General features: G+C 73.6%; 9 protein-coding genes. 2 read left to right on the plus strand and 7 right to left on the minus strand.

Translation table 11 applies throughout. The features are described from left to right. Nucleotides 1–2 precede the first annotated feature (2 nt). On the plus strand, nt 3–4,502 hold the full coding sequence (locus tag I003_RS0102600) for a beta-ketoacyl synthase N-terminal-like domain-containing protein (protein WP_027770067.1): 4,500 nt from the start codon (nt 3–5) through the stop codon (nt 4,500–4,502). A 121-nt stretch (nt 4,503–4,623) separates the two neighbouring features. On the opposite strand, the gene I003_RS0102605 is transcribed toward I003_RS0102600, so the two are convergent. From I003_RS0102605 to I003_RS0102630, 6 genes are all read right to left on the minus strand, one after another. Further along, a complete protein-coding gene (locus tag I003_RS0102605) occupies nt 4,624–5,394 on the minus strand; it encodes an AfsR/SARP family transcriptional regulator (protein WP_027770068.1) in 771 nt (256 codons plus the stop codon). A gap of 486 nt (nt 5,395–5,880) precedes the next feature. Next, nucleotides 5,881–6,918, minus strand: a complete 1,038-nt coding sequence (locus I003_RS0102610; RefSeq protein WP_027770069.1) for an alpha/beta fold hydrolase — start codon at nt 6,916–6,918, stop codon at nt 5,881–5,883. After that, on the minus strand, nt 6,915–8,816 hold the full coding sequence (locus I003_RS0102615) for an HAD-IIIC family phosphatase (protein ID WP_027770070.1): 1,902 nt from the start codon (nt 8,814–8,816) through the stop codon (nt 6,915–6,917). Before I003_RS0102615 ends, I003_RS0102610 begins: the two co-directional genes overlap by 4 nt. A gap of 297 nt (nt 8,817–9,113) precedes the next feature. Further along, complete coding sequence (locus tag I003_RS0102620; RefSeq protein WP_027770071.1) at nt 9,114–10,154, minus strand: 3-oxoacyl-ACP synthase III family protein; 1,041 nt, start codon at nt 10,152–10,154, stop codon at nt 9,114–9,116. Nucleotides 10,155–10,158: 4 nt separating this feature from the next. After that, nucleotides 10,159–11,361 carry a cytochrome P450 gene (locus I003_RS0102625; RefSeq protein WP_027770072.1) on the minus strand — a complete coding sequence of 401 codons (1,203 nt, stop codon included), beginning with the start codon at nt 11,359–11,361 and terminating at the stop codon, nt 10,159–10,161. A 105-nt stretch (nt 11,362–11,466) separates the two neighbouring features. Then, a complete protein-coding gene (locus I003_RS0102630) occupies nt 11,467–11,700 on the minus strand; it encodes a ferredoxin (RefSeq protein WP_027770073.1) in 234 nt (77 codons plus the stop codon). Nucleotides 11,701–11,956: 256 nt separating this feature from the next. Between I003_RS0102630 and I003_RS0102635 the strand changes: the two genes are divergently transcribed. Further along, a complete protein-coding gene (locus I003_RS0102635; RefSeq protein ID WP_037719897.1) occupies nt 11,957–13,309 on the plus strand; it encodes an FAD-dependent monooxygenase in 1,353 nt (450 codons plus the stop codon). 185 nt (nt 13,310–13,494) lie between these two features. On the opposite strand, the gene I003_RS31345 is transcribed toward I003_RS0102635, so the two are convergent. After that, nucleotides 13,495–14,363 (minus strand): acyl carrier protein (locus I003_RS31345; RefSeq protein WP_486584059.1); only part of this gene is annotated, 869 nt, incomplete at its 5' end.

The following is a 14,363-nucleotide window of genomic DNA, read 5'->3' on the forward strand; positions in this document are numbered from 1 at the left end:
CGATGACGGACAAAGCACTGCTCAGGCGTTCTCTGGAAGCCGTACGCACTCTGCGCGAGCAGGTCGACGAGCTGCGCGCGCGGGCCGCGGAGCCCATCGCCGTCGTCGGTCTCGGCTGCCGGTTCCCCGGCGGCGCGGACGGCCCGGAGCGGTTCTGGGACCTCCTGCGTGAGGGCCGCGACGGCGTCGTGGACGTCCCGCACGACCGCTGGCCCGTCGAGGGCTGGTATTCCTCCGACCGGAGCGAGCCGGGCACCTCGTACACCCGCCGCGGCGGGTTCCTCGCCGAGGGCGCCCACGCATTCGACGCCGGGTTCTTCGGCATCACCGACGCCGAGGCCCGCGACATGGACCCGCAGCACCGGCTGCTGCTGGAGACGGGCTGGCAGGCGCTGGAGAGCGCGGGGCTGCTGTCGGGCACCACGGCCGAACGGCGCGTGGGCGTCTTCGTCGGCGTCTCCGGCTCGGAGAACACCCTGCTGCCCCGGTCGCCGCGCGCGGCGGGGCCGTACACCGCCACCGGCTCCGCGATCAGCGTCGCCGCCGGCCGGGTGGCGCATACCTTCGGACTGCGCGGCCCGGCCCTCGCGGTCGACACGGCGTGCTCGTCGTCGCTGCTCGCAGTGCACCTGGCCGTCGAGAGTCTGCGCCGCGGCGAGTGCAGCGCCGCCCTGGCCGGCGGGGTGAGCGCCATGATGTCGCCCGCCGTCATGGTCGCGCTGTGCCGGATGGAGGCGCTCGCCGAGGACGGGAAGTGCAAGGTCTTCGACGCCGCCGCGGACGGCTACGTACGCTCCGAGGGCAGCGGCATGGTCGCCCTCATGCGCGCCTCGGACGCCGCCGCCGTACGCGCCCCGGTCCTCGCCCTGATCCGCGGCTCCGCCGTCAACCACGACGGCCGCACCAGCGGCCTGACCGTGCCCAACGGCCGGGCGCAGCGCGAGCTGATCGCCGACGCCGTCGCCGCGGCCGGGGTCGAGCCGCGGGCGGTGGACTACCTGGAGGCGCACGGCACCGGCACCTCCCTGGGCGATCCGATCGAGGTGCGTGCCGCCGCCGACGTGCTCTGCGCCGACCGCGACCCCGGGGCGCCCCTGCGCATCGGTGCCGTCAAGTCCAACATCGGGCACCTAGAGGCCGCCGCCGGGGTGGCCGGCCTGATCAAGACCGTGCTCGCGCTGCGGCACGGGGAGATCCCCGGCGGGCTGCACCTGGACAAGCCCAACCCCCGGCTCGGCGTCGAGCGGCTGCCGGTGGCGCTGTGCGACCGGACGGTTCCGTGGCCGCGCCGGAGCGACGGCCGGGCCCGCACCGCGGGCGTCAGCTCCTTCGGCTTCTCCGGCACCAACGTGCACGTCGTGCTCACCGAGCCGGACGCCGCACCGCCGCGATCCGCGGGGCCGGAGCGCCCCGCACACGTCTTCGCGCTCTCCGCGCGTGACCCCGAGGGCCTGCGTGAGTCCGCCGCCCGCCACGCCCACTGGCTCGCGACGCACCCCGACGCGTCGCTCGCCGACGTCTGCCACACCGCCACCGCGCGGCGCGGGCACTTCGCCCACCGCACCGCCTTCGTCACCGCCTCGCGCGACGATCTCGCGCGCCGGCTCGCCGCGCTCGCCGCGGGTGACGGGCCGGAGCCGGCCACCGGCCCGCGGCAGACCGCGGCCGCCGAGGCCGTCGGCGCCCGCGACCGGGCGCCCGCGCCCCCGGTCGCCTTCCTCCTCGACGCCACCGCGCCCGCCGCGGAGCGCATCGCCGCGACGCTCCACGCCACTCACCCCGGCTTCCGGGCGCACGCCGAGCGGTGCACGGCCGAACTGGGGCTCCCGGCGGAACCGGACGGCGGACACGACGCCGCCCTTGTCGCCGATGTGCGGACCGTGGTCTGCCAGATCGCGCTGGTGCGCACGCTCGCCGACTGGGGCATCGCCGCCGGCGCCGTCGCGGGCGGCGCCGCCCCCGGTGACCTCGCCGCCGCCGTCCTCAGCGGCGCCCTCGACGCCGCGACCGCCGGCGCCCTGCTCGCCGCCCGGTACGGCGCCGCCGCCCCGCCCGCACCGGCGCCCCGGCGCCCCCGTGTGCTGCGGCTGCTGCACGGGCCCGACGCCGGCGAAGCGGGCGCGGAGCAGGCGGCCGACCCCGGCTTCTGGCTGCGCCCCGGCGCCGGCGTCCGGCCGGAGGCCGCCGCGGCGGCGCTCGCCGCGCACGGCTACGACACCCTGGTCCACCTCGGCGGCCACGCGGCGGGGCCCGCCGCGGGTGAGATCCGGGGGCTGCCCGGCGACGACATCTGGCGTGAACTCCTTGACTGGCTGGCCGACCGGCACGTCTCCGGCCAGGACGTCGACTGGTCCGCCTGCGACGACGGCTACGAGCGGATCCGGCTGGACCTGCCGGGTCAGACGTTCCGACGCCGTGCGCACCGGCCGGACGCCGCGGCATTCGATGCCGCTCCCGCGGCGTCCGGGTCCGGTGCCCCCGTGGGCTCGCTCGGGCTGCGCCAGGTCGCCTCGCCGCTCGCGCAGCGGCAGTACACGACCGCCGTCAGCCGCGCGGTCCTGCCCGAACTCGCCGACACCGCGGGCGTGCTGCACGTCGGCTACTACCAGGAACTGCTGGCCTCCGCCGCCCGTACCGGCGCCGGACTGCGGCTCGACGACGTACGGTTCGAGCGGGCCCTGACCCTCTCCCGCGGCCAGGAGCGCACCGTGCATCTGGCCGTCGGCCCCGAGGACGGCGAAGGCTGGGCGGAGTTCTCCGTGCACAGCCGGGAGGCCGGCGACCCGTCCGCCGGGCAGCCGGGTGACGAGGGCTGGAACCGGCACGCCGCCGGGCGGCTGCGCCCCGGCGGCGGAGCGGAGGCCGGCGCGCTGCCCGAGGCGACGCGTGCGGAGATCCGCGAGCGCTGCCCCGTACGCTTCGAGGGCGCCGAGTTCTACCGGCAGATGGCCGAGCGCGGCGTGCCCCTGGGCCCGTCCGTCGAGTGGGTCGACGAGGCGTGGCTCGGTGAGGGCGAGGTGCTGGCGAGGTTCCGCCCGCCGACGCCCGCCGAGACGGGCGCCGCCGGCGGTCCGGAGCGCCGGCTCCCCGTGCCCGCCGGGGTGCTGGACGCCTGCGTGCAGCTCTACGCACTGGCCGCCGGCCCTCAACTGGCCGAAGGGGACCTGTTCATGACCGCCCGCCTCGGCGAGGTCGGCTTCGGCGCCCCCGCGGAAGGTGCCCTGTGGTGCCACGTCCGCCTCACGGCGCCGGTCGGCGACCTTCTTGTCGGCGACCACCTGCTCTGCGCCGCCGACGGCGCCGCGGTGGGCTGGGGCCGCGGCACCGAGATCCGGGTCATCAGCCCGGGCGCCGGCACCCGAACGCCCGCCGACGAGGTACGCGACGACGCCGCGCAGCAACGCTGGCGGGGTGCCGACGGCGCCGCGGCGCTGCGGGACCTGCTCACCGGCATGGTCGCGGAACTCCTGCAACTGACGCCCGCCGAGGTGCCGAGCAGCCGGCCGCTGGCCGAGACGGGCCTCGACTCCCTCGCCGCGCTGGAGCTTCGGCAGCGGGTACGCGCCGAGACCGGCGTCGACCTCCCGGTCGACCTGCTCATCGCCGGACCCTCGCTGGACGAGGTGGTGGAGCGGCTGTCGGGATCCGTCGCGGGCGACGGACCGGCCGCGCCGCGCCCGTACGACGTGGACGGCCGGCTCTGGCTGCCGGTCACACCGCGGGACGACGCCGCCGTACGGCTGTTCTGCCTGCCGTATGGCGGACGCGGTGCCTCCCTGTACCGGGACTGGCCGGGCACCGTGGATGCCGGCGTCGAGGTGGTCCCCGTGCAGTTGCCCGGCCGGGAGGAGCGCGCCGACGAGCGCTGCCTCGTCGACGCCGACGAGGCTTTCGACGCCGTCGCGCAGGCACTCAAGCCGTACCTGGACCGGCCGTTCGCCTTCTACGGGCACAGCATGGGCGCTCTCCTCGCGTACCGCCTGGCCCACCGGCTGGGCGCGGAGTACGGGGATCTGCTGCGCCACCTGTTCGTCGGCGCGTTCAGCGCGCCGACCGGCGGGGAGAACCCGCTCGGCGCCCGGCTGCGGTCGGTGACCCAGCGGCTCGGCTTCGAGCGGATGCCGGAGCACGAGGAACTGGCACGGGTACGGCGGACGCAGCCGCGGCTGTACGACACCGCGCTGCGCGCGGAGCTGGGCGAACACCTGGCGGGCAAGGCGGACGTGGCCATGGACGGCCCCGGCTACTCCGACCTGCGCGTGGTGCAGAGCTACCGGCACGACCCGGCGGAGGCCCCCCTGGGGGTGCCGGTGACCGCGTTCCACGGCGCCGGCGATCCGGTGGTCGCCGAGCGGGACGCCGACGGGTGGCGGCCGTTGACGGCCGGCGGGTTCGAGCTGCTGGTCGTACCGGGTGATCACTTCTTCGTCCACGGCGACCAGAGCGGGCCCCGGGTCCTGGCGGAGATGGCCGCACGGCTGCGGCAGCCCGTACACGCCTGAAGCCGGGCCGCGGGCCCGTCACCGGCTGCGCGGCGGGCGACGGGCCCGCGGCGGGCAAGCCGAAAGGGCGGGCGAAGCCGGTGGCCTCGCCCGCCCTTGGTCCTGCGCGATCGGACGCCGGTCACACCGCCGCGGGCAGCTCCAGCCGCTCGTCGGCGACGAGGATGGCCTGCTGCAGATCACGCAGTGCCCGGCAGGGCTCCAGGCCGAGTTCCTCGTTGAGCCGGTTCCTTGCCTGCTGGTACGTACGCAGCGCGTCCGCCTGCCGCTCCGAGCGGCACAGGGCCAGCATCAACTGGCGGTAGAAGGTCTCCCGCAGCGGATACTCGGCCGTCAGCGCGGACAGCCGGCCGATCAGCTCACGGTGCAGCCCGAGGCTCAACTGCGCCTCCATCAGCCACTCCAGATACTCCAGCCGGGTCTCCTCCAGCCACGTGGCGAAGCCCGCGATGATCGGGCCGTCGCACAGGTCCCCGAGTACCGGCCCGCGCCACAGCGACAACCCCTCCTCGAAGGCGGTCACGGCCTGCTCCGGCCGGCCCTCCTTGAGGTGCAGCCGCCCCCGGTGCAGCAGCTCCTGGAAGCGGTCCACGTCGAACTCGTCGTCCTCCAGGTGGAGCAGGTAGCCGGGCGGGCGGGTGAGGATCGGGTTGTTCCGGCTGCCGGGCTCCCCGATGAACTTACGGAGCTGGGAGATGTAGACGTGGATGCCCGCGGTCGCGCGGCGCGGCGGGTTCTGCCCCCAGATCTCGGCGATGGCTTCGTCTATCGAGACCACCTGCCGGGCGCGGATCAGTAACAGGACGAGGAGCACCTGCATCTTTTTGGCGCTTACGAATCTGCTGCCCCGGTTGTCCACGACCCGGACGGGTCCGAGTATTTCGTACTGCACTTTTTCAACCCCCGATGAATTTTTCCAGCCCGAATTGCTCGGGCTTGATGGCACCTTTGTTCAATTCCGCAAGCCGCTACAAGCAGGGGGCATGTAGGAGACGCGGCGATGCTGCGGAAGCCTTTGCAGGCTATGAAGACGGTAGGGGGTGCCGAAACCCCTACTCACCCCTAAGTCCCCCCTAGGTGCTGTCCGGGGTATTGCGCAGTCCGCGCAGGGGCGTGTGGGAAGCATTCACGCCCCCGTGTAGCGCGTCTTGATCATCCGCAGTTCTCGCAAATGCCCGTTATTCCCCTGCCCTTATCCGCTGCCGGTGTCCGAGCGGCTGAGCCGCCTGCGTTATCTCCCCGGCCTCCGCCTCCCCCGAAGGAGTGACGGCAACGGCAACGGCCGCCGCCGGCCCTCCAGATGTACCGGAGGAACGGCAGCGGCCGTCGTGGGGCTCCGGCGGACGGGCCGGAGACGGAAGGGGGCGGGGCCGGCGCGTCAGCGCGGGGCGAGGCCCTGGCGCATCGCCAGCAGTGACCCGAACGTCCAGTCCACGGTCTGCTGCACGTGCGCCGGCGCGCCGTGCACGTCGTCGAACTCGTTCATGCTGAGCTGCTGCACGTGCTGCCGCAGGAACGCCGGGTCCCCGGCCGGGATGATCTCGTCGCGCAGGCTGGCGGAGTAGCAGACGGGGATCTCCAGTGCACTCAGTTCCCCGGGTGTCAGCGCCCAGTCGGCGAGCGTCTTGTGCAGTGCCGCGTCGTCGCCTTCGTCCGTGTCCGTCAGCCGGGCCAGCGTGTGCCGGGTGATGCCGGGCACGCCGCGCAGCCAGTCGGCGTCGCCGAAGAACTCGCTCACCGGCGCCCCCGACGTCACGATGCCGCGCAGCCGGACGTCATGCCCGGCCCAGCGCAGCGCCAGGTGCCCGCCGAAGCTGTTCGCGAGGGCGTAGGTGTCGGCGACGTCCGCCCGGTCCGCGATCGCGTCCAGCACGGCGGGCAGCATCCGCCAGCTCTCCCGGTCGTACGGGAGAGTGTTCTCGCCCACGCCGGGCAGCTCGGTGACGACGATGGCCATGCCCAGCGCCGCCGCCTGGAGCGTCACCGGCGCCCACTGCTCCTTCAGGCTGACGATCCCGCCCGCCACGACCAGCACCGGCTTCGGCTCCGCGGCCGACAGCCCGCCGGCCCAGGCGACCACCTCGCCGTCGGCGAGCGGCGCCGTGACCCGCTCGATGCCCGGCTGGTCGGCGCGCCAGCGGTCGAACACCGACCGGCACTTCTCGTACGCCGCCTGCCGCGCCGGGCCGTCGACGACGGGGAAGCGGGCCATGGTGTAGCAGAGGAAGGCCGGGAGCAACTGCCCCGCGTCCTCGAACTCCCCGGCCGCCGTGGACCACTCCGCCGTCCACGAGCCGGGGGCGCCGTCCTCGTCGTTGGTGATGGCGTCCAGCACCTTCTCGTACCGCTCGGCGGGCAGTTGCAGCGCCTTGGCGTGGACGAGCGCGAACTCCTTGAGTTCGGTGACGTCGTTCATCGTGTTCCCTCCCGCTCCCAGCGCACGGTCAGGGCGAGGTGGCCGGGAACCGCGTCGATCTGCCGCAGATCGTGACGGAAGTCGGCGGTCCCGTCCTCGGTGAGCCCGTGGGCGTCGAAGCCGTTCCGTGAATAGAAGTCCCTGACCTTGCCGTTCTTCGGCGACCGGACGTACCGTGCCGCGACGGCCTCGGCCCCCTCGGCCCGGGCGTGCTCCAGCAGCGCGGCGAGGCAGCCCTGCTCGATGCCGCGGGCGAAGACCCGGCAGCTCAGCAGGAAGTTGTCGATGTGCCACACCGGTCCGTCCGTCCGTACGAACACGGCACCGACCAGGCCGTTGTCGCCGAAGCGGTCGCCCGAGCGGATGGCCAGGACCAGGCTCCCCGGCGAGCCCGCCAGGGTGGCTACCTCGTCCTGCTGGAGCCGCCGGGTGGTCAGGTTGAACTGGTTGGTGCGCTGGGTGAGCTGGGCCACGCGCGGCACGTCGGCCTCTGCGGCGGCGGTCAGCTCGACCCGTACGTCCAGCTCGCGCAGGTAGTCGTCGAGCGACGAGAAGGAGTCGAGGAAGTCCTTGCGGACGAGCTCCTCGCGGTAGCGCTCGGGGCGGCGGACGTCGTCCTCGGTGAGGTCGCGTACGCCGAACCAGCCGTCGGCGAGCAGCCGCTCGGCGTGCAGCGCCGGGTCGCCGTCGAGGTGGAGCACGGTGACCTCGGGCAGCTCGCGGGTCACCAGGCCGCACTCGTAGGGGCTGTCGTCGGCGAAGACGAACGAGTCGAGGCCGACGTTGAGGTCCTCGGCGAGCGCCCGCAGGTTGTCGTGCTTGGGCGCCCAGTTGGCGACCACCCGGACGAAATCGTCCTCCCGCAGGGTCATCTCGGGATGCTCGCGCAGCACCTCCCGTACGGGCTCCACGTCGTTCTTGCTGACGGCGGCCACAAGGACCCCGCGCGAGGCGAGCTGCTTGACCACCCGCTGCATGCGCTGGAACGCCCGCCCCGTGCGGCCGTCGGCGACCTCGATGCCCTCCGGGCCGTCGTCGCCGAGCACACCGCCCCACAGCGTGTTGTCCAGGTCGACCGCGAGCACCTTCTTCGCCCGCCCGGACCGGCCGCGCGCGAGGTGCGCGACCTCGCGCGCGACGGCGGCGGTCAGGTCGGCGGCGAAGGGCGTGCCGGTGTACGTCTCAAGGCGGGCCTCGGCCAGGGCGGCCGGGCCGGTGAGCAGCGGGTCGAGGTCGAGGACGACGAGGCCCGGATGGTCGTCCATCAGCCCGAGCAGCCGGGCGTTGCCCTCGCGCCAGACGGCACCGAGCCGGGCGCGGGAGCGGTGGTCCACGAGCTGGGCGGCGAACTCCCGGGGCAGCGGCATCGTGGTGTAGACCAGGGTGCCGGAGCCGGAGGAGCCGTGGGTGGCGGCGAGCTTGCCGAGGAGGTGCACCTTCTCGGCAAGCACCCGCTCGACGTCCTCGGGCCGCCACGGGCGCGGGACCTCGTCCAGGACGATCCCGGCGGCCAGCAGGCACACCACGACGTCGGTGCCGGCGGCGTAGACCTCGCTCGCGGGGTCGGCGAGGTCGAACAGCCAGCCGCTGTAGTCCGCGACGTGGGGGCGCAGCAGCATGCCGTGCCGGGCCAGCTCCATGGTGAGCGGGGGCACGATGCCGGCGACCGTGCCGTGCCCGGTGACCGCTACGGACACGGTCGGGACGCCGGGATGGGCCGCGAGCACCTCGTCGGGGGAGAGGCGGGACAGCAGCCGCCCCGCGCGCTGCCGCGCGTCCTCGCCGAGGCCGTGCAGCAGTCCGGGGAGTCTCGGGTACGCCGCGACCAGGCCGCCGGACCGGTGCAGCTCCGCAACGGGATCCGGAGCGGACGGCGGGGGAGCGGGGGCAGCGGACACGGAAACTCACACCTCCTGGTGGACCATCGCGGCGGACCGCCGGACGGCGCGACGGTAGGGGGCGCGGGCGGACCGTCATCAGGCTCGCCAGCGGAGCTTGACGGGGCCTTGGAGGCGTCTAAAGCGGCCGTGCGGAGCGAAGGGGGCGGCCATGGCGGGCCGGGGCCCGGCGGGCACCCGGGCGCACCTCCGCGCCGGGCACGCCGTACGCCTCTACGGCACAGCCACGACGCAGCCACCGCGCGCCGCTGCGTGAACAGCGGCGCGCGGCGCCCGTACGGACCATCGGCGACGTCGTCAGGCGGTCGCCTCCAGCGCGAAGCCCGACTTGATCCACTTGCTCGACTCGATGGCGACGCCGAGGGCCCGGTCGCCCGCGGCGAGCTTCGGCAGCAGCCGCGCCAGTTGGAAGAACACCAGCGCGTTGCCGTTGTTGCCGGTCTCGTCGACGCAGGAGACCTCCTGCGCCTCCGGCGCGCCCATCCGCTCCCGGATCAGCGCCGTCATCCGCCCCGAAAGCTGCGGCGGCAGCACGTACGCCAGCTCGTCCGGCTTCCAGCCCAGCCCGTCCAGCAGCTCCTCGGCCGACTCGGCGGCCATCTCCGGCACCGCCGCCTCGATCGCCTTGTAGTCCTCGCTCACCGGCGGGCCGTCGAACCGGCGGCTCGCGCCGTACCAGTCGAGCGTCTGCCCCGGCTGGCGGCCCAGACCCACCAGCTTGGTGAACACCGCCCGCAGGGCGGGCCCCGGCGACGGCTGCGAGGTCAGCACCAGCGCGCCGGCGCCGTCTCCGAACAGCATGAGGTTCACCAACTGCGCGGGCGGCAGCGCGGCGGCGTCCATGTCCGGGTCGACGAGCTTCGCCGACACGTCGCCGCCGAGCACCAGCGCCGTGCGGTGGCTGCCGGACAGCAGCAGTCCTGCCGCCACCGACAGCGCCTGCACCGCGCCCGAGCACCCGGACTGCAACTGGTACGTCGGCACCTGGTCGATGCCCAGCCGGTCCGCGACGACGTTGACCGTCGTCGGCATCAGCATGTCGGGCATCGCCGTGCCCATCACGATCACGTCGACGCCCGACGGCTCCAGGCCGGCCGCGGCCAGTGCCCGCCGGCCGGCGGTCTCGCCGAGGTCGGCGAGCGAGAACCGCGGCTCACCCGTCTCCAGATCCACCGCGAGGTGGCGGTACTTCGTGCCGACGAACGCTTCCGCCCACTGCTCCCACATCGGGCCCAGGCCCATGCGGCGGCCCAGCGTCGCGTTGTCGATCGGCGGGCCGGGGGACGCCGTGCCGAGGCCGGCGACCCGCAGATCCTGCTCCGGGTTCAGAACGAGCACGTGATCACCAGGCCACCGGGAGCGAGCTCGCGGCGTACATCGTGGCCTCCGAGCGCAGCGGCACGTCCTCCACGTCGACCGCCAGCCGCAGCTCGGGGAACCGGCGGAAGAGCGCCGAGTAGGCGATCCGCATCTCCACCCGCGCCAACTGCTGGCCCAGGCACTGGTGGATGCCGTAGCTGAACGCCATGTGCCCGGAGGTGGAGCGGCCGACGTCGAAGCTGTCCGCGTCCTCGAAGCGCCCCGGGTCGCGGTTGGCCGCCGCCAGGGAGACGGTGACGCCGTCGCCCGCCTTGATGAGCTTGCCCTCCAGCTCGACGTCCTCAAGCGCCGTGCGCGGAACGCCGAACTGGGCGATCGTCAGGTACCGCATGAGCTCCTCGACGGCGTTGCCGAACAGCTTCGGGTCCTCCCGCAGCCGCTTGACCTCGCCGGGGTGGCGCAGCAGCGCGTACGTGCCGAGCGACAGCATGCTGGCCGTCGTCTCGTGCCCCGCCATCAGCAGCAGCATCCCGATGCCGGTCAGCTCCGCGTCGTTCAGCTCGCCGGTGGCGATCAGACCGCTCAGCAGATCGTCCTCGGGCTCCTTGTGCTTGAGCAGCACCAGCTCGTGGATGAGCCCGTAGATCGCGGCGAAGGCCGCCGCCACCTCCTCGCCGGACGAACCGATGCGCATCACGGTCGTCGAGTGGTCCTGGAAACGCTTGCGCTCTCCGTACGGAACGCCCAGCAGCTCGCAGATGGCCAGCGACGGGATCGGCAGCGCAAACGCCGGCACCAGGTCGACGGGCGGCCCCTGCCGCTCCATCTCGTCCAGGTGCTCCTCGGTGATCTGCTCGAGCCGCGGCTCCAGCGCCTTCATCCGCCGCACCGTGAACTGGCCGGTGAGCAGCCGCCGGTAGCGGGTGTGGTCCGGCGGGTCCATGTGCATGAAGAAGCCGGGCGGCACCTGCTCCCAGGGCCGGCCGCCGGAGGGCAGCTCGAACGGCACCTTCTTGATGTCGCCCCGGGCGCTGAACCGCTGGTCGCTGAGCACCTTCCGGGCCGCTGCATGACTCGTCACCAGCCAGCCCACGTGCCCGTCCGGATACAGCAGCGGGCTGACCGGCTCCTCGGCACGCAGCCGGCCCAGCTCTTCCGGCGGATCCAGCGGGCGCGGGCGCTCGGTCGGCAGCCGCCGGGGCGGCGTGGACAGCGTGTCCGACATGACGCGTTCTTCCTTCCTCCGCATGCGAAGCCGCGGTCCGGCACTGCCGGTCCACGCCTTTCCGTCCACCCTCGGGGCACGGCCTTAAGGCGGACTTGGGCGTGCTTAAGGCGCCTCGGCGGGCTCGGCCGACGTCTCGAACCGGAGGGCCTGGGCCGGGCAGGAGCGCACCGCCTCCTCCACCGTGTTCCACTGTTCCTGGGCGGGGTGCCTCTCCAGCACCACGACCTCACCTGTCACCTCATCCTGGTCGAAGACCCCCGGCGCCAGGAGTGTGCACATGCCAGACGCCACGCACCGCTCGCTCTCCGTCTCGACCTGCATGGAGGAATCCCGCATGAGGGCATCCTTCCGGAAACTCGGATCCGTTGAACCGGCCGTAGCGTAAGGCCATTCACGGTCGCATTCGTAGCCGGAAAAGGCTTTAGAAACCGGCAAGTCGCCCCCAAGCCCGAGCCCGCATGGTGAGCCGGGCGGCATACGGCAACCGCCCGGACCGGACCATGCGGAAAGGGCGGAACAGCACATGGCGGAAGCAACCCGTGGCCCGAACACCCGAGTGCACGGAGTCGTACTCGGAGGCGGCCTCGCCGGCGTGCTCGCCGCACGGGCACTGCGTGACCACGTCGACCACGTCACCGTAGTCGAACGCGACACCTACCCGGACCGGCCCGAGCCCCGCAAGGGCGTCCCGCAGGGCCGGCACGCGCACATTCTCTGGTCCGGCGGTGCCGAAGCCGTCGAGGCACTGCTCCCCGGCACCCTGGACCGGCTCCGCGCCGCCGGCGCCCGCCGCATCGGTGTCAAGGAGGACATGGTCCTCTACAGCGCCTACGGCTGGCAGCACCGCTTCCCCGGCTCCCACTACGCGCTCACCTGCAGCCGCCCCCTCCTCGACCAGACGGTCCGCGAGGCCGCGCTGGACCACCCGGACACCGAGGTGCTGACGAGGACCGAGGCACACGGGCTGCTCGGCGACCGCAACCGTGTCACCGGCGTACGCGTACGCACCTCCGACGGTGCCACCCGCGAGCTGACCGCCGACATCGTCGTCGACGCCACCGGCCGCGGCTCCCGGCTGCGGCACTGGCTCACCGACCTCGGCCTGCCGCCCGCCGCCGAGGAGAGCGTCGACACCGGACTCACCTACGCCACCCGCGTCTTCCGCGCCCCCGCAGGCACCCCCCTGCCCTTCCCGGTCGTCAGCGTCTACGCCGACCACCGCACCGGCATGCCCGGCCGCAACGGCCTGCTCCTGCCGATCGAGGACGGCCGCTGGATCATCACCCTCTCCGGCACCCGCGGCGGTGAGCCGACAGCCGACGACGAGCGCTTCGCCGCGTTCGCCCGCGGCCTGCGCGACCCGATCATCGCCGACCTGATCGAGGCCGCGGAGCCGCTGACTCCGGTGCGTACGACCCGCAGCACCCTCAACCGCCGCATGCACCTCGACCGCCTCGCCGACCGCCCCGAAGGTCTCGTCGCGCTCGGCGACTGCGTCGTCTCCCTCAACCCCATCCACGGCCACGGCATGAGCGTCGCCGCCCAGTCCGCCCGCGCCCTGGAGACCTGCCTGAGCAGCGCGGGCGGGCTGAAGCCGGGCCTGGCCGGCACGGCGCAGAAGGCCATCGCCGCCGTCGCCGACGCGCCGTGGCTGCTCTCTGCCTCACAGGACCTCTGCTACCCGGACAACAGGGCCTCGGTCAGCGACCCCCGACTGACCACCCAGGCCGCGCAGCGGCAGGGGTTCGCCGACATGGTCACCAGCGCCTCCCTGGTCAACGAGCGCGTCTGCGACGCCCTCACCGCGGTCACCACGCTCACCGCACCGCTGGGCAGCCTGGAGACGCCGGAGTTCCTGGCGGCGCTGCGCCAGCCTTCCCGGCCCCCGCTGACGGCTGCGCCGCTGAAGGACGCGGAGGCGGCGGTGCTGCGGGCGGCGAGGTAGGCCCGGGCGCCCTGGCCCAGACACCGGCCCGCCGAGTAGGTCGCGCGGGGCGACCCGGCTCGGCTTCATGAACGAGTCGATCGGCGGACGGCGGCGCGGCTTCGACAGCCTGGTACGGAACGAACAGACCCAGAAGGGAACCGCCCGCCGTGACCACGGCGGGCGGTTCTCCTTTCACCGGTCTTTCACTGACCGGGCGTCGAAGGTGCCTCCCCGCCGTCCGTACGACCGAGCTGCCGGTCGATGAAGTCGAAGATCTCCTCCGTGGACGACTCCTGGATCTTGTTGCTCACGTCCTCGGCCGGGGCCGGTCGCGCGTCGTTCCAGTTCGACAGCAACGTCTGCAGCCGCAGCGTGATCCGCGAGCGCTCCGCCTCGTCCGCCGCGAGCTGCTTCAACTCCAGCTCCAGCGCGTCCAGATCGGCCATCACCCGCCGCGACGGGCTGACCGCCTCCGGCATCAGGTCCGACAGGATCCGGCCGGCCATCGCGTCGGGGGTGGGGTGATCGAAGATCAGGGTGGCGGGGAGGCGTAGTGCCGTGGCAGCGGCGAGTTGGTTGCGGAGCTGCACGGCGGTGAGGGAGTCGAAGCCGAGCTCCTTGAAGGGGCGGTGGGGGTCGATGGTGTCGGCGGTGCCGTGGCCGAGGACTGCGGCGACGTTGCTGCGAACCACGTCCAGGACGACCCTGTGCCGCTGCTCCGGCTCGGGCAGCGCCGCGAGCTGTTCGGCCAGTGCGGTGCCGCGGGGCACACCCGGCGCCGAGGCCGCGGCGGTGCGCCGGGCGGAGCGGTGGACGAGGTCACGGAGGAGCGGGGGGAGGTGCGGTGCGGTGCGCAGGGTGCTCGGGTTGAGGGGGGTGCAGAGGTGGTGGGGTTGCGGCGTGGCCAGGGCGGTGTCGAGCAGGTGGAGTGCATGGTCGGTGGTGAGGGGGGTGCCTGTGCGGCTCTGCTGGTGGGTGGTGAGGTGGCCGGTGAGGTCGGTGGTTTGCTCCCAGTAGCCCCAGGCGAGGCTGGTGGTGGGGTGGCCTTGGCGGGTGCGGTGGTGGGCGAGGG

Source organism: Streptomyces sp. CNQ329, from assembly GCF_000482585.1.